Origin of the sequence: Paraburkholderia fungorum, assembly GCF_003610895.1 — a bacterium.
GTDB lineage: Bacteria > Pseudomonadota > Gammaproteobacteria > Burkholderiales > Burkholderiaceae > Paraburkholderia > Paraburkholderia fungorum_B.
In genome coordinates this window covers 239578-258673 of the sequence record NZ_MCAS01000068.1, presented here as the reverse complement: position 1 = coordinate 258673, position 19096 = coordinate 239578, and the positions used below count along the sequence as shown (strand labels likewise).

Sequence of the window (19096 nt, the reverse complement as noted above, 5' to 3'; positions counted from 1 at the left end):
GAATCGAAAGGAGAAAGAGATGGCGGATGCCGAACTCGAACGCAAATCGTGGGAACAACCCGCGGACGCGAGCTTTGCACAATGGCTGGACGGCCGCGTGGCGCGCCTCGAAACGCGCCGTTATGACTGGGATGCGCTGAAGTTCCAGGCCGACTACGACCCGAAATATCGCCGCGCGCAAATGCGCTATGTCGGCACGGGCGGCACGGGCGTCGCGAAGGATATGAACACGGTGCCCGCAGGCGGCTTCACGTTTTCGACGATGGTGATCCCGGCCGGCAACATTGGCCCGAGTCATATTCATATGGATGTCGAAGAAATTTTCTTCGTGCTGCGCGGCAAGATGAAAGTGATCTGCGAGAAGGACGGCGAAACGTGGGAAGCCGTGCTGGGCGAGCGGGATCTGATTTCAGTGCCGCCAGGCGTGTACCGCACGGAAGTGAACATCGGCGAAGAAGACGCGTTGATGTGCGTGATGCTCGGCGCTGCCAAGCCGATCACGCCGACGTATCCGCCGGATTCGCCTTTGGCCAAGCTCAAGCGTTAAGCCTTTAAGCACTGGCGTTGTTTTGAAATCACCCGCGAAGGAAATCATGTCCGCAGTCCCGTCCGTCACCGCAGATCAGAACGCTACGCTCGAAGCGCGCCTTGCCCGCTTTCCCGCGCAGCAGATCTGGCTGGCATCGCAACGTGCGCTGAGCTATCGCGACGCGAATAGCGTCGAAAGCACAGCGCTGCCTTTGGTGCTGCTTCACGGTATTGGTTCGGGCGCGGCTTCGTGGGTGCAGCAGCTTGACGTGCTGGGTGAGACGCGCCGTGTGCTGGCGTGGGATGCGCCGGGATATGGCGCATCGACACCCGTAGAAGCCGATTCGCCCGTTGCAAGCGGTTACGCAACGGTATTGAAGGAATGGCTCGACGCGCTTGGCATTGAGCGCTGTGTGCTGGTGGGCCATTCGCTTGGTGCAATCATTGCCGGCGCGTTTGCCGTGACGAATCCTCAGAGCGTGGCGGGCTTGCTGTTGTTGTCGCCGGCAGGCGGATATGGTGCTTCGCCGGCGCAAGTGCGCGAGACTAAACGTGACCAGCGCCTCGCCATGATTAAAGAACTCGGTCCGCAAGGTCTCGCGGAAAAACGCAGCGCCAATATGGTGTCGGCGAACGCGAGCGACGAAGCGCGCGCGTGGGTGCGCTGGAATATGTCGCGCGTGATCCCGCACGGCTACGCGCAAGCGACGCATCTGCTCGCGAACGCCGATCTCGCCAGTGACCTTGCACGCTACACAGGTCGCGTCAACGTCGCGGTCGGTGCCGAGGACACCATTACGCCCCCCGAAGCCTGCGAGCGACTCGCTCTGGCCGCCGGCACCAAACTGCAAATCGTGCCGTGCACCGGCCACGCAGGCTATATCGAAGCACCCGCCGCGTATACCGCGATCATCGACACGTTCTGCCGCGCAATCGACGGACAACGGAGCCAATGAATGACGCCCGACACGCCCGCCACAATTAACGCCGAGCGCGATGCGGACTACAGCGATCGCAGCGACCGCAACGACGCAGACACGAACAGCGATATCAGCTATCGCGTGCCGGGTCTCGAACGCGGTTTGAAGATTCTGACGGAGTTCTCGCCGCGCGAGCCGGTTCTCGGTGCACCGGAATTATCCAAGCGCCTGAAGATTCCCCGCACGACGGTGTTCCGCCTGCTGCAAACGCTCGAATCCCTCGGTTTTCTCGAGCGCGCCGATAAGGACCGCAACTATCGCCTCGGCGTCGCGGTGCTGCGGCTCGGGTTCGAGTATCTGAGCTCGCTCGAATTGACCGATCTCGGTTTGCCGATCATCGAAGCACTGCGCAACGACACTGGCCTCACGAGCCACATCGTGATTCGCGACGGACGCGACGTGGTGTTCGTCGCCAAAGCGCAAAGCCATGCGCCGATTTTCAGCTCGGTGAAGGTGAATGTCGGCACGCGGCTGCCGGCCTACGCGACGACGCACGGCCAGGTGCTGATGGGCGACATGACGCTCGACGAGTTGAAGAAACTCTATCCCGAACCGGAACTGGAACGCTTCACGAAGCAAACGCCCGCCACGATCGACGACCTGTACGAACGGATTCGCGACGACGCCAAACGCGGCTACGCGATCAGCGAGTCGTCGTTCGAACGCGGCATTTCAGTGGTGAGCGCGCCGGTTCGCAATGACACGGGTCGCATCGTCGCGGTGATTACGACGACGATTCCGCGCCACGAGATCGATGCCTCGCTGCTCGACAGCGGCCTGATCGACAAGGTGCGCCGCGCGGCAGACGAACTTTCGCAGCGGCTCAATTACCGGCCGAAGGGCGGCCCGAACGCGGGCACGAAATACATGAAAGCACTGGGGCTCAAATGATTCAATTCGACTTGACCGGACAGGTTGCGGTGGTGACGGGCGGCTCGTCCGGCATCGGCCTTGCAACCGCCGAACTGTTTTTGCGCGCGGGCGCTTCGGTCGCGATCTGCGGACGCGACAGCGAGCGTCTCGCTCAAGCGGAAGCCGCTTTGAAGGCACAGTTCCCTCAGGCGCAGCTGTTGGCACAAACCTGCGACGTACTGAGCGCGGACGAAGTGAGTGCCTTCGCGCAGGCGGTGCAAACGCGCTTTGGCCGCACCGACATGCTGGTGAACAACGCCGGCCAGGGGCGCGTGTCGACTTTCGCCGACACCACCGACGAAGCCTGGCGCGAAGAACTCGACCTGAAGTACTTCAGCGTGATCCGCCCCACTCGCGCATTTCTGCCGATGCTGCGCGAGGCCGCCGGGTCGGGAGAAAACGCCGCCGTGGTCTGCGTGAACTCTCTGCTGGCATTGCAACCCGAGCCGCACATGGTGGCGACTTCGTCGGCGCGCGCCGGCGTGCTGAGTCTCATCAAATCGCTCGCGGTTGAACTCGCGCCGCAGCGTATCCGCGTGAATTCGATTCTGATCGGCATCGTCGAATCGGGTCAATGGCGCCGCCGTTACGCGAAAGAAGCGCAGCCAGGTCAGAGCTGGGAAGATTGGACCGCGGAACTCGCGCGCAAGAAAAACATTCCGCTAGGCCGCTTCGGTCGCCCCGAAGAAGCCGCACAAGCGCTCTTTTATCTGGCTACGACGCTGTCGTCCTATACGACGGGCAGTCACATCGATGTTTCTGGAGGCGTTGCACGACATGTCTAACACAACCACCGTTGGCGAACTGATCGCCGCTTTTCTCGAGCAATGCGGCGTTCAAACCGCATTCGGCGTGATCTCGATCCACAACATGCCGATCCTCGACGCGATCCACAATCGCGGCAAGATTCGCTACGTCGGCGCGCGCGGCGAAGCCGGCGCGGTGAATATGGCCGACGGTCTCGCGCGTGTTTCCGGTGGCCTCGGTGTTGCGTTCACCAGCACGGGCACCGCAGCCGGTAATGCGGCGGGTGCGATGGTCGAAGCACTGACGGCGGGCACGGCGCTTCTGCACATTACCGGTCAGATTGAAACGGAATATCTCGACAAGGACCTCGCGTACATCCACGAAGCACCCGATCAATTGTCGATGCTGCAGTCGATTTCGAAGGCGGCATTCCGCGTGCGTTCGGTCGAGACCGCGCTGCCGACGATCCGCGAAGCCGTGCGCGTCGCGCAAACCGCGCCGAGCGGCCCGGTCAGCGTTGAAATCCCGATCGACATTCAGGCGGCCGAAATCGAATGGCCCGCGGATCTGGCCGCGCCGCACGTCACCAGGCTCACCCATTCCAGTACGCGTGTCGCACAACTCGCGGATCAACTGGCGAATGCGAAGCGCCCGCTGTTGTGGCTCGGCGGCGGTACACGTCATGCGCAGGCAGCGGTGGAGCGTCTCGTGGCGTTGGGCTTTGGTGTGGTGACCAGCGTGCAAGGCCGTGGCGTGCTGCCGGAAGATCATCCGGCGACGCTTGGTGCGTTCAACGTGCATGCCGCTGTCGAAAGCTTTTACAAGACGTGCGACGCGCTGGTGGTGGTCGGTTCGCGTCTGCGTGGCAATGAAACGCTGAAATATAAGCTGGCGTTGCCGCAACCGTTGTATCGCATCGATGCGGACGCGCTCGCCGACAACCGCGGTTATCGCAACGACATGTTCATCCACGGTGACGCGTCGGCGGTTCTCGAAGAACTCGCGACGTTGCTCGAAGGTCGTCTGAAGATCGATCCGACTTTCGCGCAAGACCTGGCTGCTGCACGCGAAAGCGCCGTCGCGGATGTAGGCAAAGGCCTCGGCCCGTACAAGCGCCTCGTCGACGCGCTGCAACAGGCCGTGGGCCGCGACTACAACTGGGTGCGTGACGTCACGATCTCGAACAGCACGTGGGGTAACCGCATGCTGAAGATTTTCTCGCCGCGCGCAGGGGTTCATGCGCTCGGCGGCGGCATTGGCCAGGGCATGCAGATGGGTATCGGTGCAGCGCTCGCAGGCAATGCCGCGAAGACCGTGTGTCTGGTCGGCGACGGCGGCCTGATGGTGAACGTCGGCGAACTCGCGACGGCCGTGCAGGAAAACGCCAACGTGATGATCGTGCTGATGAACGACCAGTGCTACGGCGTGATCCGCAACATTCAGGACGCGCAATACGGTGGCCGCCGCTGCTACGTCGATCTGCACCAGCCGGATTTCGCGCAGTTCTGCGAAAGCCTGAAGCTCACGCATTACCGCATCAAATCGCTCGACCAGGCCGAGGAGATCATCCGCGAAGGCATGGCGAAGACGGGCCCCGTGCTGGTCGAAGTGGACATGCTGTCGGTCGGCTCTTTCGCCACCGCGTTCGCGGGGCCGCCGGTCAAGGAAAAGGAGCCGGAACATGCATGAGACTGGCTACGCAGGGCATCACGCACCCGTCGATGTCGCGATGATTGGTTTCGGCGCGATTGGCCAGGCCGTGTATCGCTCGGTCGAGTCCGACCCGACGGTGCGCGTGTCGCACGTGATCGTGCCGGAGCGCCATATGGCGTCGGTGCGTGAAGTGGTGGGTGCCGCGGTCGACGTGGTCTCGTCGGTGTCCGCGTTGAACAGCCATCCGCATTTCGCGCTGGAATGCGCGGGGCACAGCGCGCTGGTCGATCACGTGGTGCCCCTGCTGAAAGCCGGTACGGATTGCGCGGTCGCCTCGATTGGCGCGCTGTCCGACATGATGTTGCTGGACGCGCTTGCCGCTGCGGCCGATGAAGGCGACGCGACGTTGACGCTGCTGTCGGGCGCGATTGGCGGCGTGGATGCGTTGTCCGCCGCCAAGCTGGGTGGCCTCGACGAAGTGCTGTACACGGGGCGCAAGCCGCCTACTGGCTGGCTCGGCACGCCCGCGGAGCAGGTCTGCAATCTGCACGCGTTGAGCGAGGAGACCGTGATTTTCGAAGGCAGCGCGCGTGAAGCAGCGCGCCTGTACCCGAAAAACGCCAACGTCGCCGCGACGATCGCGCTGGCCGGCCTGGGTCTGGATCACACCACGGTCCGCCTGATCGCCGACCCGAACACGACGCGCAACGTGCACCGCATCGTGGCGCGTGGCGCATTCGGCGAGATGTCGCTCGAAATGTGCGGCAAGCCGCTGCCGGACAACCCCAAGACGTCCGCATTGACCGCGTTCAGCGCGATTCGGGCGCTCCGCAATCGCGCGGCCCGTTGCGTGATTTAAGACATTAGCTGATTAGCTGAAGCAAACCGGAACGACCGACATGACTCACTTCGATACCAGCCTCGTGCCCACCGGCGATATTTTCATCGGCGGCGAATGGCGGCAAGGGCGTGGCAACCCGTACAAAAGCCTGTATCCGGCGGATCAGTCGGTCAACATGGAAATCTCGACGGCCAATGCCGACGACGCTCGCGAAGCCGTGGAAGCCGCGGATATCGCCTGGCGCCGCGCGGACTGGTCGGGTCTGAAGCCGCATCAACGCGCGCTGATTCTGTATCGCATCGCCGATCTGATCATGGCGCGTCACGAAGCGCTCGCGCAATTGCAGCGCCGCGACAACGGCAAGCCGATCGGCGAAACGCGCGTGCTGGTGGCGAGCGCGGCCAACACGTTCCGCTATTTCGCGGCGTGCCTCGAAACGCTCGACGAAGACGTCACGCCTTCGCGTGGCGACTATCTGACGATGAGCATCTACGAGCCGATTGGTGTGATCGCGGCGATTACGCCGTGGAATTCGCCGATTGCCTCGGACGCGCAGAAACTGGCTCCGGCGCTGGCAGGCGGCAACGCGGTGGTATTGAAACCCGCTGAGGTCACGCCGCTGGTGTCGCTGGCATTGGCTCGCATCTGCGAAGAAGCCGGCGTGCCGAAGGGTGTGATCAGTGTGGTGCCAGGTAAGGGCTCGGTGATCGGCGATGTGCTGGTTCGCCATCCGTTGGTCAAGAAAGTGTCGTTCACGGGCGGCACCGAAGTAGGCCGTGGTATCGCGCGCATCGCCGCGGACAAGCTGATGCCGGTCTCGCTCGAGCTGGGCGGCAAGTCGCCGACCATCGTGTTCGACGACGCCGATCTCGACCACGCAGTGAACGGCGTGCTGTACGGCATTTTCAGTTCGTCGGGTGAAGCGTGCATCGCGGGCTCGCGCCTCTTCGTGCAGCGCTCGATCTACGACGCCTTCATGAAACGCCTCGCGGAAGGCGCCCGCAAGCTGCGCGTCGGCGATCCGTCGCGTGTCGAGACGCAGATGGGTCCGCTGATTACCGCGGCGCATCGCGAGACGGTCGAACGTTACGTCGCATTGGGTCTGGAAGAGGGCGGCCGTCTGCTGTGCGGCGGCGAGCGTCCGGTGGGCGATGGCCGCGAACAGGGCACTTATTTTCAGCCGACGATCCTCGAAGGCCTCACGAACGACGCCCGCATCTGCCAGGAAGAAATCTTCGGCCCGGTGCTGGTTGCCATGCCGTTCGACGACGAAGCCGCGCTGCTGAAGGAAGCTAACAACAGCGTGTTTGGTCTCGCCGCCGGCATCTGGACGCGCGATTACAAACGCGCCTACCGGATCGCGCGCGCGCTTGAGGCCGGCACCATCTGGATCAATACCTACAAGCTGTTCTCGATCTCGACGCCGTTCAGCGGCTGGAAGGAGAGCGGCATGGGACGCGAGAAGGGCCGTCTCGGCATCCGCGAATACATGCAGCAGAAGAGCCTCTACTGGGGCTTGAACGACGCGCCGCTGGCGTGGGCGAACTAAATACGCAAGAGGCACGGTATGACGATTCTCGGCATTGAACAGATTATTTACGGCGTGACGGATCTCGCCACCTGCCGCCGTTTCTTCGCGGATTGGGGCTTGAAAGAGATCGCGCACGACGAAACGCACGCTCGCTTCGAAACGCTGAACGGCTGCACGGTACTGGCAGTCGACGCGAACGATCCGTCGCTGCCTCCTGCGTTCGAAGACGGTCCGACGCTGCGCGAAGTGACGTGGGGCGTGGCAACGAAAGCGGAGCTCGACGAATTGCGCGGCCGCTTCGCCGGACAGCCGGGTCATTTCGAAACGGCAGACGCCGTGGGCTGTATCGATCCGAACGGCATGGCGATTCGCGTTGAAGTGACCCGCAAGCGTACGCTCGATATTCACGGCTCGCCTTCGAACGTATGGGGGCAAACGCTGCGCGTCGATCAACCGTCGCCGATCTACGAACGTGCCGAACCGGTTGAAGTGGGTCACGTGGTGTTCTTCACGAATCAACTCGCGGCACAGGAAAAGTTTTACCAGGAACTGCTCGGCTTCGAAATGTCGGACCGTTATCCTGGCCGCGGCGCATTCATGCGCTGCGCACCGCACGGCGGCCACCACGACATCTTCCTGCTCGCATTGCCAGGCGGTAAGCGCGGTCTCAATCACGTCGCGTTCACCGTACGCGATATTCACGAAGTGTTCGGTGGCGGCATGCAGGTCAGCCGTTGCGGTTGGGATACGCAACTCGGTCCGGGACGTCATCCGGTTTCGTCGGCGTACTTCTGGTACTTCCAGAATCCGGCCGGCGGTTTGATCGAGTACTACGCCGACGAAGACCAGCTCACGCCTGAATGGCAGCCGCGCGATTTCGAACCCGGTCCGACCGTGTTCGCCGAATGGGCGATCGACGGTGGCATCGACGGCAATACGCGTCGCCAGAAAAACGCGAAGGCGCCGGAAGGCAAGTTCATGACGGAGCGGAAAAATGACTGACGCTGCTGCTGAGAAGGCGCAAGCCGCGCATGCCGGACTCGAAGCGCCGCGCACGATCGTCGTGATCGGCGGTGGTCAGGCGGCGGGTTGGGTTGTGAAGACGTTGCGCAAGGAAGGCTTCGACGGCCGCCTCGTGATGATCGCCGATGAGATTCATTTGCCCTACGAGCGCCCGCCGCTGTCGAAGGCTGTGCTCTCAGGCGAAGCCGATATCGAAACCGTGCGGCTCGTGACGCCTGGCGATTTCGACGCGCTGAACGTCGAAGCATGGCAGCCGGACTGCGCGACATCGATTGATTGTGCGCAACGCGTGGTGCGCACGCAGTCGGGCCGTGAAGTGCAATACGACCGGCTTGTGATCGCCACCGGCGGCGCGGCGCGCCGCTTGCCGGATTCGCTCGTGAAGACCGCGCATGTCACCTATCTGCGCACGCTGGACGAAGCGGTTGCGCTCGGCGAACGGTTGCGCGCAAGCAAGCGCGTGCTCGTCGTGGGTGGTGGCTGGATCGGCCTCGAAGTCGCGGCTACGGCGCGCAAGCTCGGCGTGGAGGCGAGCGTGGTGGAAGGCGCGCCGCGCCTGTGCGCCCGCTCGCTGCCGCCGATGGTGTCGGATTTTCTGCTGCAATTGCATCGCGCGAATGGCGTGGACGTGCGGTTGAACGCATCGCTGGTGTCGATTGCAGATCATCCGAACGACGCCAACCGCATTCGCGCCACCTTCGCTGATGGCGCCACCCTGGACGCCGATTTCGCGGTTGCCGGCGTCGGCCTTGCGCCGCATACGGCGCTGGCGGAAGCCGCGGGTATCAAGGTGGAGAACGGCATCGTCGTCGATCATTTCGGCGCGACCGACGATCCGCGCATCTTTGCGTGCGGCGACGTCGCGAATCATCCGAGCGCGTGGCTGAAGCGCCGCGTGCGGCTCGAATCGTGGGCCAACGCGCAGAACCAGGCGATCTCGGTGGCGAAAGCGTTGCTCGGCAAGTTCGAACCGTATGCGGACATTCCGTGGTTCTGGTCCGACCAGTACGACGTCAATCTGCAAATCCTCGGCGACATTCCGGACGATGCACAACTTGCCATACGTGGCGAGCTGCAGGGCAAACGCGCCACGCTATTTCATCTGGAAGACGGCGCGATTCGCGGCGTGATCGCCATCAACACGCCGCGCGAACTGAAACTGTCGCGCAAGTGGATGAACCAGGGCCGGACTATCGACCTTGCCACCCTGACCGACGCCTCAACGGCGCTTGCCTAACCACATCTACGGACGGCACCACGGCATGAGAACCATCGACAACACTATGGGGGACCGCAGCAGCGCCGGTGTCTCAGGCCCCGTGACCCGGGGCTCGATCATCGCGCGTCTCGAGCGCCTGCCGAAGAATGCGATGCAGGTGCGCGCGCGCATACTGATCGGTCTCGCGACGTTCTTCGACGGTTTCGATGTGATCGCGATCGCGGCCACGTTGCCGATCCTGATTGCGAAATGGCATCTGACGCCGTGGGAAATTGGCTTCCTGATCGGCTCGGGCTCGATCGGCCAGTTGATCGGTGCGTTCGTGTTTCCGTGGTACGCGGAGCGCAAGGGCCGGGTGAAGGCGATTGCGTTGAGTTCGGGGATCATCGGCATTACGAGTATTGCGTGCGGTTTTGCGCCGACCTTTGCGGTGTTCGTCGCGCTGCGAGTGGTTCAAGGGCTAGGGCTCGGTGGGGAATTGCCGGTAGCGGCGACCTATATCAACGAGATCAGCCGTGCGCATGGCCGTGGGCGTTTTGTGCTGCTGTATGAAATCGTTTTTCCGGTTGGTTTGCTCGCCTCGAACGCGTTGGGTGCGTGGATCGTGCCGCGTTTCGGCTGGCAGGCGATGTACTTCATCGGCGGCATGCCGTTGATTCTGTTCTTCGTGCTGCGCAAGCTGGTGCCCGAATCGCCGCGCTGGTTGGCGGAACGCGAACGGATGGCCGATGCCGATGTAGCGGTGCATGCTTTCGAGCGCGCTGTGAAGGGTTCGCTGCCGCCGGTTGCCAATGCGGCCGAGTTTGAAGCGATGGCCAATCGTCATCCGAAACGTCGTATGAGTGACCTGTTCGGGGCGGCCTATCTGAAGCGCACGATGGCGGTCGCGATGCTGTGGATTACCTGCGGCTTCATTCAATATGGTCTGTCGACCTGGTTGCCGACGATCTATCGCACGGTCTATCACGCGCCGCTGCAATTGGCGTTGAATCTGGCGGTGGCGGCTTCGGTGCTGGGTGTGGTGGGTTCGCTGACTTGCGCGCTGCTGGTCGACAAGGTGGGTCGCAAGCCGATTATCAATTTGTCGTTCGTGGCGTGTGCGCTGTCGTTGCTCCTTGCGGGTGTGTTCCACGGCGCGTCGGTGTATGTGGTGGCGACGTGCTGCGCATTTGCGCTCGGCTTCCTCGCTTGTGGCTTCATCACGGCTTACGTGTACACGCCGGAACTGTATCCGACCAGCATCCGCGCGATGGGCTGCGGTGTGGGCGGCGCGTGGCTGAAGGTGGCGGCGATCTTCGCGCCGGCCATCGTGTCGAAGACGATGATCGGCGGCAATCTGCAGGTGGCGTTTTATATTCTCGCGGCCGTGCCGTTTATTGCGGCGATTGCGGTGCACTTTCTTGGGATTGAGACCAAGGGGAAGGTGCTGGAGCAGCTTGAGGCTTGATGGTTCTGGTGGGCGGTTGATGTAGAAGTAGAACCGCAATGGCAGGGAGATGAAGGGCGCACTGGGTGGTGCGCCCTTTGTTTTTGGGGGACGGTAATGCACGTACCGATGCAGCTCGCTGACATACGCGATCAATGCACTCGGTTGATCAAATTGCGCTCCGACAGAGAACGATCATTTTACTGTCACTGTTTCAGACATCTACTACTCAGATAGAGAACAATCCTCTATAAATCTATTTCGTTTTTCAATATCTTCCATTTGATTAGTCAACCTATAAATAAAGTTGGGAGATGTTGATGATCGATCTATCTGGGCGCCGACTTCACTGCGTGCTCGCTGCGCGCCTGGCTAGTTGTTGCGCTGTGGTTTGTCTGGCCACGCCAATACTGTCGGCCCATGCCGATGACATTACATACGGGTATGACGCATTGGGTCGCCTGACTTCGGTAACGGTCGCGGGCGCTACCGCGTATTACGACTACGACGCAGCCGGAAATATCACGGCGATTCGAAGGCAGGGGACGCTGTCCGCGGCGTCGCCGATGGGCGGCGCGGATTCTTTGCGAGCATCGACAAGCGACAGTTCGCCTGTTTCGCCCATCTCGGCTCAAGCCAGCTTGCGATAAACCGCCCGCTGCGGCTTACCTCCTTTCAGTCTTTTCAGATCACCATGCAATCCATCGATGCCTTTGCGGCACGTCGTGCGCTGCGGCGCCCATTCGTTCTATTTCTCTTTGTGCTGATGTCGTGGTTTGCGGCTTCGCATGCGCGCGCGGAGAGTTGTGCCGAGCAGTATGCTGCGGCGGGGGCCTATCCGGGCGATCCCGCTTGCATCATGAAGGCTACAACGGGCAGGCTTGGCATGGCTTGCTACAACACGGGCGCTATTGCTAACTACTGCGCCGGACGTTCGCCTGGCGGCACGGACGAGTCGCCGTCGCCGGATGATGGCGGCAACAGCGATGGCGACAATCCTGATGGTAGCTTCGGAAGTATTGGCGGCAGCGGTGGTAGTGGCGGTGCAGGGAGCCCTGGCGGCGATACAAACAACGGCGGATGTGCGGGCAGTGCCACGGCTGGATGTGGCAGCAGTACCTCGGGTGGCGATCCGGTCAAGCTGTACACCGGACAGTTCCATCTGGTTGCGCACGATCTGCGCGTTGCCGACACGACTGCGCTCGATCTCGCGCGCGTCTATCGAAGCAGTGCATACGACGAGCTGGGTCGGCCGATGGCCGGCGCCTTCGGTGTTGGGGCGACGTTCGTCTACGACAGTTATCTGACGCTGAGCCCGCAAGACGACAGCGGTGTGCGTCAGAAGGTCGAGTGGTATCTGCCAAGCGGTGTTCGTATCCCATTCAGTGCGCGCCCCGGCAATAGCACGGTTTGGGACGACTTGACGAGTCCGGGGGACTATTACCGCGCCACGCTCGCCAATGGCGACCGTAACGGCACGACGATGATCCTCACGCTGCGCGATGGGCGCGTGCGACGCTTCACCATGGTCAACGGTCTGTACCGGTTGAGCAGTGTGCAGGACCGTAACGGCAATACGGTGTCGATTGCGCGCGACAGTAATACAGGTGCAATCGTCAGTGTCACCGGCCCGAACGGCCGCGCGCTGACATTCGCGTCGAGCGTGGGCGCACGTGGCACGCCGCTCATCTCGCGCGTGACTGATCCGCTCAACCGTCAGGTGAATTACGAGTACGACAGCCAGGACCGCCTCACGCAGGTGATCGACGCGGGCGGCGGTGCATGGAAATACGGCTGGGACAGTAAGTCGCGGCTGGTGAGCGTTACCGATCCGGAAGGGAATCTTCAGGTCGTCAATACCTATGATGACCGCGATCGCGTCACTTTCCAGACCCTCGCGGACGGCAGTACGTTCGGCTTTACCTACACTTTCGCAGACGGCAAGGTAACTCAGACCGACGTGACCGACCGCCGCGGCAGCGTCCGTCGATTGGCGTTCGATGCGAACGGACGCGTGGTGCGCAATGCGTATCCCGCTGGGCAACCCATCGAGCAGGTCCAGACGTTCACCTATGACGCCAACGGTCGCGTAACGAACCTCGAGTCGACCGACCGCCAGTACACGTTCACCTACGATGCGAACGGGAACGGTACGAGCGTGGCCGACCAGTACGGCACACTGGTTACGCGGACGTTCGACAGCTTCAGCCTGTTACTGACTGAGGCGCAGGCAGGCGATCCGCAGCGCGGCGTGAGCACTGTCTATACCTACGACGCGAACGGCAACCTGCTGACCGTTACCGACCGGCTGGGCAATCGCACCGCACTGACGAATGATAGTCAGGGTCGCCCGCTCACGGTAACCGATGCGCTGAAGGGCGTGACACGCTACGAGTACAACGGTGCCGACCTGACGGGTTTCACTGATTCGCTGAACCGCACCACGCACTACACAACCGACGCTGCCGGCCGCGTGACGGCCGTGCAGGATCCATTGGGCAACAAGACCCGGCGCACGCTCGACGCGCTGGACCGGACTACGGATATCACCGACGCATTGGGCGGCGTGACCCGTTTTACGTGGGATCGTGCCGGGCATCTGCTCAGTCAATCGGATCCGAAGGGCGTGACGACTCGCTACACCTACAACGCGATCGGCCGCCCGGTGAGCAAAACCGATCCGCTCGGTCGCAGTGAGACATACGCGTGGACGCCGGCAGGTCAACTAGCAACGCTGACCAATCGCAAGGGGCAGGTAAGGACCTATACGTACGACGCCGCGGGACGCGCGAAGCAGGTCGACTTCCGGCAGGCCGCTGGTGCGGCGGTTAGTCGGAGCTGGCACTACGGTTGGGATAACACGCTTGACAGGCTTACTGGCATTGGCGACTACGGACCGAGCCAGCGCGGCAACGCCGATGCGGACCAGTCCATCGCAAGCACGATCCTTTACTACGATCGTCTCACTGGCAAGCTTACGCGGACTTTCGACTGGCCAGCCCTGCAGGGAATCTGGTCATATCGCTACGCACCCGATACGCGAGACCTGGCCGGCATCGATATGGACCGCGCGACCGTGGACTACAGCCGTGACGCGGAACATCGCGTCACGCAGATTGCGTATCGGGTGAACGACGAAGCGCCGCGAATCTTCAGCTATGCATATGATCCGCTGGGCCGGCGCATCCAGGCGACGCTCGCCAACGGCATCACCGCGACCTACACGTGGGATGCGGCAAGCCAGTTGACCGGTGTGACCTACAAACGCGTCGACGGCAGCGTGCTTGGCGATCTGACATATGGATACGACCTGGCAGGACGGCGCACCAAGGCCGGCGGCAGCCTCGCGAAGGTCGATCTGCCGCAGGCCGTAGGCGACGCACAGTACAACGCGGCCAACCAGCTCACGCGTTGGGCAGGCAAAACGCTTGCGTACGATCTCAACGGCAACCTGGCTAGCGACGGCGTGAGCCAGTACAGCTGGAACGAACAGGAGTTGCTGAGTCAGATAAGCGGCGGCGTGACCGCGAGTTTTAGCTATGACGTGTTTAACCGGCGCAAGGATTACACGGTCAACGGCCGGCGGATGCAAACAGTCTGGATCGGCGACGAACTGAACTTCATGGTGCCGGACGGGAACTGGTCACAGCGCATCCGCGTCTTTTCGCCCTATCCGGAAAGCGGGCTGGATGAACTGACGTTCCGGCGCATCGGAGACGATGCGAGTCAGGACCGGTATGTGCTGCGCGACGCGAACAACAATGTGATTGCGCTGACAGATGCGAATCAACAGAGCCAGACGCAGTACCGGTTTGAGCCGTATGGGGCGACGACGCAGACCGGGATGGCAGACCCGAACTCGCAGCAGTACACAGGGCGGGAGAATGATGGGACGGGGCTGTATTACTATCGGAATCGGTATTACAGTCCGGCCACAGCGAGATTCATCAGCGAAGATTCCATAGGGTACGCGAGTGGGCAGACGAATGCGTATGCTTATGTTGGGGGCAACCCAATCTCCTACACGGATCCAGAAGGGTTAGCACGCGGCGTACCTCTAGCGGGCAATGAACCGGGCGGATTCAGACTGAACCCCAACGGGCTGGACGTCGACTATTTTGACGGCGCAGGGAATCTTTGTGCGCAATACCATGAGAGTCACGGAACTGCTCACGGCCATAATTTCGACCCGTCGGGTAGAGATAACACTCATATTCCGATGTCGCCTATACGGTGGCGCTAAGGGCGATGTAGGGGAGCCAGAAAATGGATTACACGGATGGCGGTAACGGATGGGATTGGGCGAAAAACAAGGAGCTGCTTGTCAAGGTCTTCGGAGGCTATCCCTCCTTTCACGACGCGTTTGTAAGTTCCATCTGCATGCAGCGGGGCAAGCGATGTCGAGAAGCCTCAAGCAGCGCATCGTCTGATCGACACGGACGAGAAATTGTCGATCTTGAACTCGAGATTTTGCACAACCGCTTTGGACCGCTCGGCGCCGCAGGTACAGACTACCTGGTTATGCTCTGCTTGAAGGACGTCAAGGTGGCAAACATAGACGTGAATGCCATGCTTCAGGACAGTTGGGTAATGAATATGACCTTGTCCCGACAAGCGGATGGTCTGCTTGTCTTTGATCTTGAACCCAACATTGGCCTTGATGTACAAGTCACTTGTGTGGAGGTGGCGGTGTCGGGTATTCGGCCATATGCGCGTGTCGATAGCTGACGGACGTAGGCATGGGTTATCGCAAGCGGGGGGTGGTTGAAGGTCGACGATGCGCATTTGTGGCCATCAATTGTGCGGAACTGCATTGAATCGATGCAGTTACGACACGACCGTCCGTTTGCCGAATGGCGTGCAGCGCCGCAGTACCGATGTACTACTATCGCAATCGGTATTACAGTCCGGCGACGGGGCGGTTCATCAGTGAGGATCCGGCTGGGTGGGCGAGTGGGCAGACGAATGCGTATGCTTACGTCAACGGCAATCCGGTGCAGTTCAGCGATCCCTACGGTCTACATAAGGGCGACCAATGGTACGGGTACAACGATAAGAATTTCCGCGATTGGGTGCATGATGAAAAGCAAGGCATGAAACGTCCTGGAGCGATGAATTTTTCCAAGCCCATGCTTGACGATATGTGGGACCAATGGACTGCAGAACGCTGTCCGGCGGGGAAGGGCGGCAAGAGCGGGAAAGGCGGTCAGTCGCGGGACTAACTATATTGGGTGAGAGATGACAGCTTGCGCGCGGACCTACGTGACCCTCTGTATCTATGCACCGGATGTGGAGGTTTTGGATGCCGTGGTGCACAAGATAAGAATATCGCCTACCTGGACGAGCAATAAAAACGGAGTTTTTGGATGGTTTTTAAACACAAGGGGTATTGATTCAGTAGACCTTGGGGACCATCTCGACTTCTTGCTGAGTGCTCTGAGAGGACAAAACGTTGATATGAATGAAATCAAAGAAATGGGTTGCTCTTATAGGGTGAGTTGTTTTTGGTCGTCTGTATCGGGGAATGGTGGCCCGGAGCTTAAGCCACAGCAGATGTCTCAATTAGCAGCGATGGATATGGAACTGCACTTCGATTTGTGGTTTGACCCGCCAAAAGAAGAGTAGCTGTCGCGGGATTGTGAATTGAAGAGGGGCCGCGTTTTGAACTGCACCCCAAAAGTTGGACACCGATCCAACCTTTGGGGTGCAGTTCACATGAGCGGCCTCTTCTGTTTACTATCGGAACCGGTACTACAGTCCGGCCACAGCCAGATTTATTAGCGAAGACCCCATAGGCTACGCGAGTGAGCAGACGAATGCGTATGCCTATGTAGGTGGGAATCCGGTTCAGTTCAGCGATCCGGCCGGGTTGCAGGCAATAGGCTTTCCGGTTCCCGCGGGTCCGATGCCAGGTGGAGGGGCTGGGCAGTCAAATGGTGTTCCGCAGTGGTTTAATGATCTGTCTAACGGACCGACGTGGGCGAAGCCGCCATCGAATGCCTATGATCCGAACGGACCGAAGGCACCTGGCAAGCCCTCAGCGGCGGATGGATTCCAGGACCCCAAGGGTGGTGAAAATTGGGTACGCAATCCGAATCCAGGAAGAGGAGGCTCTGCGTGGGGGTGGGAAGATTCTAGTGCGGATGTCTAGTGTCCGGCTGGACAGGGTGGAAATGCCCACGGCGGTCCACATTGGGATGTTAAATCTCCCGGAGGGCGCAACAGAAACGTTAGACCGTCAAGGCCATGATGAAGAACATTCAAATTATTGATGGTGCACAGAATTGCGTCTATGACGTCTTCTCTGCTACCGACGAAGAGTTTGCTTTGGTGTTTCCAAGCGAAACCGACATCGCGTTTATTGATGAGGTGTACGCGAGAGATGACAGACGATTGCTCGATGTAGCATTCAAGAACATTTGGCAACGTCGAGTTAAAAAATCGGAGGTTCAAGGCATTCACGGAATCATCTTCTATGAGCTTGAAGAGAAGAAGGTGTACTACCCGACTAGGAAGGATGAGGGCGCTATCAATCCGGACGGTTCAAATCTGCGATAAGTTCCGTATGTATAGGCGGCTGGCAAGCTGTCTTATGTCTTCTTATGTGCCACGTTGAGTATTGCTGAAGTTGCAATCTGACAGAAGGGCCGAGCGACCCTTCTGTTGTATCCGATGGGCAGTTCTATTCCGAATCCAGAGATCTGTCCGGGTTGAAGGCAATTCCGGCGCCTATGCCGCCTTCTACTGGGTCGGCCTGCAATCCAGGTTTAGGAGACGTCCCGAAATGGTTCAACGATATCTTTGACGGTTCGACCTTTAACAGGCCAAATAAGACGCCGAATCGGGGCGAGCCAAGGTCGGTTCACATAAATCCGGGCACCTGGCAGGAGCGAAGGTATGGCACTGACGGATGGTTAGATGGGGATTAGCATCATGACCCGAGTACGTCTGTGCCGCACAGGCATGATTGGGGACGCAAGGAGAATGACGATTCTTCCCGCGGAGATCCTGTCTCTATTCACGGTCCGTAGCAACCGAAATGATGGGCGGAAAATGGATATCGGTAATGTTCTCTCTGATGACTTCTCTTTGCACGATGCAGAGATAGTCTCAATCAGCATGGATCGAGGCACCTCGGTATGCCGGATCGGCTTGTCACGTGTAACCGGACAACTTTGCACGGTCGAGTTATTCGGCGTTAAAGCGTTTCGCGCCGACGATTTCGTGTTGCAAAACGTAGTAAGCCGAGTGTTGAGGTCCACCGCACGACAATTTTCAACGGAGGAGAGCGATTACTGGGTGACTTGGGCTACCAGTTTTTCCGACACCGACTCCTGGTTGAAACCTGATTCTAAACATCATTGGTTAGCGGACGTCCATGATGGGAGGCTGGAGCTAGTTCTTTTCGAGCCGTCGATCGGGACGCAGATTGCCGTGGTCTGCGATCGACTGATAATTCGACCGTCCGTGTCCGAAGTCGCGCGGACAGATAGCACCTAGTACAGAAGGCGCGACGCGGTTCCTCCAACTGGTGGATTCAGAGTTTGGGCTGCCTTTGGTCGATTGAGCGTGGGTACGTTCGGCCAAATGCAATTGCGACGCGGTCGCCCAACTGTGAACGGTGACGCATTGCTGCAGTACCGATGTTTTACTATCGGAACTGGTATTGCGGACCCGACGACCGCACGAATCGTCGGTGAGGACCCGGTTGGCCACGCATGTAGGCAGACGAGCGCGTGTACTTATGCGAGTGAGGCAAGAATGATGAAAACGGGTTACCGCGCTGGGTATTGGATCGCGGAATGGGACGACGGAACGGACGCGTGTATGGACGACCTTACGCAACGTTGTCCGCAGTTGCTAATAGGACGGTATGTCGCCATAGCGAGCTGTGATAGCGGCCCATATACACCAACCGCCGATGAGTTCGCGGCCGGGTGGAGCAAGATTGAGGCGCTGGCGATTAGCCCGAAAGTGGAGGCCGTCTCGCAGCTTCCTGCCCCCGGCTTTGATGAGTGGTACGTCTATGACTGGAGCAATGGGCTCGCACCGCACGCAAATTTCGTCAACCGTTGGGGATTTAGCGCGCTCAATTCAGACGATGAGTATACGAACACCTTCTGGGATCAAGTCACGAGACGCGCCCCTCTGCACGTACTCGGAGCGGGATGTCCAGCGTTGTTTCTGGTCACGCGCGACGAGGCGTTATTCAAGGCAGTGATAGCGAGGACCTGAA

The 19096-nt window shown here is 60.2% G+C and carries 16 protein-coding genes and 2 pseudogenes; all 18 read left to right on the top strand.

What is annotated here, in order from left to right; all coding sequences use genetic code 11:
• Positions 1-19 precede the first annotated feature (19 nt).
• The 18 genes and pseudogenes from BCY88_RS38175 (at position 20) to BCY88_RS38085 (ending at position 19095) form a co-directional block, all read left to right on the top strand.
• Entirely contained in the window at positions 20-547 is a 528-nt protein-coding gene (locus BCY88_RS38175; protein WP_120349237.1) for a cupin domain-containing protein, read from the top strand.
• A gap of 46 nt (positions 548-593) precedes the next feature.
• Positions 594-1484: an alpha/beta fold hydrolase gene (locus tag BCY88_RS38170; protein WP_120349236.1), complete on the top strand. Its 891-nt coding sequence runs from the start codon at positions 594-596 to the stop codon at positions 1482-1484.
• Entirely contained in the window at positions 1485-2399 is a 915-nt protein-coding gene (locus tag BCY88_RS38165) for an IclR family transcriptional regulator (protein ID WP_183081550.1), read from the top strand.
• Positions 2396-3205 carry an SDR family oxidoreductase gene (locus BCY88_RS38160; RefSeq protein ID WP_120349235.1) on the top strand — a complete coding sequence of 270 codons (810 nt, stop codon included), beginning with the start codon at positions 2396-2398 and terminating at the stop codon, positions 3203-3205. The genes BCY88_RS38165 and BCY88_RS38160 overlap by 4 nt, the downstream gene beginning before the upstream one ends.
• Complete coding sequence (locus tag BCY88_RS38155) at positions 3198-4856, top strand: thiamine pyrophosphate-binding protein (protein ID WP_120349234.1); 1659 nt, start codon at positions 3198-3200, stop codon at positions 4854-4856. The genes BCY88_RS38160 and BCY88_RS38155 overlap by 8 nt, the downstream gene beginning before the upstream one ends.
• The gene (locus tag BCY88_RS38150) at positions 4849-5679 is read left to right on the top strand and encodes an aspartate dehydrogenase (RefSeq protein ID WP_120349233.1); all 831 of its coding nucleotides are present in this window, start codon (positions 4849-4851) and stop codon (positions 5677-5679) included. The genes BCY88_RS38155 and BCY88_RS38150 overlap by 8 nt, the downstream gene beginning before the upstream one ends.
• 40 nt (positions 5680-5719) lie before the next feature.
• Entirely contained in the window at positions 5720-7210 is a 1491-nt protein-coding gene (locus BCY88_RS38145; protein ID WP_120349232.1) for an aldehyde dehydrogenase, read from the top strand.
• A gap of 18 nt (positions 7211-7228) precedes the next feature.
• On the top strand, positions 7229-8194 hold the full coding sequence (locus BCY88_RS38140; RefSeq protein WP_120349231.1) for a VOC family protein: 966 nt from the start codon (positions 7229-7231) through the stop codon (positions 8192-8194).
• Positions 8187-9452, top strand: a complete 1266-nt coding sequence (locus BCY88_RS38135) for an NAD(P)/FAD-dependent oxidoreductase (protein WP_120349230.1) — start codon at positions 8187-8189, stop codon at positions 9450-9452. The genes BCY88_RS38140 and BCY88_RS38135 overlap by 8 nt, the downstream gene beginning before the upstream one ends.
• A 25-nt stretch (positions 9453-9477) precedes the next feature.
• The gene (locus tag BCY88_RS38130; RefSeq protein ID WP_120349229.1) at positions 9478-10881 is read left to right on the top strand and encodes an MFS transporter; all 1404 of its coding nucleotides are present in this window, start codon (positions 9478-9480) and stop codon (positions 10879-10881) included.
• A 673-nt stretch (positions 10882-11554) separates the two neighbouring features.
• Entirely contained in the window at positions 11555-15103 is a 3549-nt protein-coding gene (locus BCY88_RS38120; protein ID WP_120349227.1) for an RHS repeat-associated core domain-containing protein, read from the top strand.
• 23 nt (positions 15104-15126) lie between these two features.
• A complete protein-coding gene (locus tag BCY88_RS38115; protein WP_120349226.1) occupies positions 15127-15588 on the top strand; it encodes an Imm50 family immunity protein in 462 nt (153 codons plus the stop codon).
• Positions 15589-15737: 149 nt separating this feature from the next.
• Positions 15738-16082: an RHS repeat-associated core domain-containing protein gene (locus BCY88_RS38110; RefSeq protein WP_183081549.1), complete on the top strand. Its 345-nt coding sequence runs from the start codon at positions 15738-15740 to the stop codon at positions 16080-16082.
• A gap of 40 nt (positions 16083-16122) precedes the next feature.
• Positions 16123-16485: a DUF4279 domain-containing protein gene (locus BCY88_RS38105; RefSeq protein ID WP_259461663.1), complete on the top strand. Its 363-nt coding sequence runs from the start codon at positions 16123-16125 to the stop codon at positions 16483-16485.
• A gap of 118 nt (positions 16486-16603) precedes the next feature.
• A pseudogene (locus tag BCY88_RS40850) lies at positions 16604-17011 on the top strand (RHS repeat-associated core domain-containing protein); the annotation flags it as partial.
• A 21-nt stretch (positions 17012-17032) separates the two neighbouring features.
• Positions 17033-17110 (top strand): annotated as a pseudogene (locus BCY88_RS40865) (hypothetical protein); the annotation flags it as partial.
• Positions 17107-17418: a hypothetical protein gene (locus BCY88_RS38095; RefSeq protein WP_259461662.1), complete on the top strand. Its 312-nt coding sequence runs from the start codon at positions 17107-17109 to the stop codon at positions 17416-17418. The pseudogene BCY88_RS40865 and the gene BCY88_RS38095, both read left to right, overlap by 4 nt.
• 1269 nt (positions 17419-18687) lie before the next feature.
• Positions 18688-19095: a hypothetical protein gene (locus BCY88_RS38085; RefSeq protein ID WP_120349274.1), complete on the top strand. Its 408-nt coding sequence runs from the start codon at positions 18688-18690 to the stop codon at positions 19093-19095.
• Position 19096: the final 1 nt, after the last annotated feature.

What these genes read in the sequence shown, in the direction of transcription:
- BCY88_RS38145 (WP_120349232.1), top strand. Translation starts at nt 5,720, where the DNA reads ATGACTCACTTCGATACCAGCCTCGTGCCCACCGGCGATATTTTCATC.
- BCY88_RS38175 (WP_120349237.1), top strand. Translation starts at nt 20, where the DNA reads ATGGCGGATGCCGAACTCGAACGCAAATCGTGGGAACAACCCGCGGAC.
- BCY88_RS38170 (WP_120349236.1), top strand. Translation starts at nt 594, where the DNA reads ATGTCCGCAGTCCCGTCCGTCACCGCAGATCAGAACGCTACGCTCGAA.
- BCY88_RS38120 (WP_120349227.1), top strand. Translation starts at nt 11,555, where the DNA reads ATGCAATCCATCGATGCCTTTGCGGCACGTCGTGCGCTGCGGCGCCCA.
- BCY88_RS38135 (WP_120349230.1), top strand. Translation starts at nt 8,187, where the DNA reads ATGACTGACGCTGCTGCTGAGAAGGCGCAAGCCGCGCATGCCGGACTC.
- BCY88_RS38115 (WP_120349226.1), top strand. Translation starts at nt 15,127, where the DNA reads ATGGATTACACGGATGGCGGTAACGGATGGGATTGGGCGAAAAACAAG.
- BCY88_RS38160 (WP_120349235.1), top strand. Translation starts at nt 2,396, where the DNA reads ATGATTCAATTCGACTTGACCGGACAGGTTGCGGTGGTGACGGGCGGC.
- BCY88_RS38140 (WP_120349231.1), top strand. Translation starts at nt 7,229, where the DNA reads ATGACGATTCTCGGCATTGAACAGATTATTTACGGCGTGACGGATCTC.
- BCY88_RS38095 (WP_259461662.1), top strand. Translation starts at nt 17,107, where the DNA reads ATGATGAAGAACATTCAAATTATTGATGGTGCACAGAATTGCGTCTAT.
- BCY88_RS38130 (WP_120349229.1), top strand. Translation starts at nt 9,478, where the DNA reads ATGAGAACCATCGACAACACTATGGGGGACCGCAGCAGCGCCGGTGTC.
- BCY88_RS38150 (WP_120349233.1), top strand. Translation starts at nt 4,849, where the DNA reads ATGCATGAGACTGGCTACGCAGGGCATCACGCACCCGTCGATGTCGCG.
- BCY88_RS38155 (WP_120349234.1), top strand. Translation starts at nt 3,198, where the DNA reads ATGTCTAACACAACCACCGTTGGCGAACTGATCGCCGCTTTTCTCGAG.
- BCY88_RS38165 (WP_183081550.1), top strand. Translation starts at nt 1,485, where the DNA reads ATGACGCCCGACACGCCCGCCACAATTAACGCCGAGCGCGATGCGGAC.
- BCY88_RS38110 (WP_183081549.1), top strand. Translation starts at nt 15,738, where the DNA reads ATGTACTACTATCGCAATCGGTATTACAGTCCGGCGACGGGGCGGTTC.
- BCY88_RS38085 (WP_120349274.1), top strand. Translation starts at nt 18,688, where the DNA reads ATGGACGACCTTACGCAACGTTGTCCGCAGTTGCTAATAGGACGGTAT.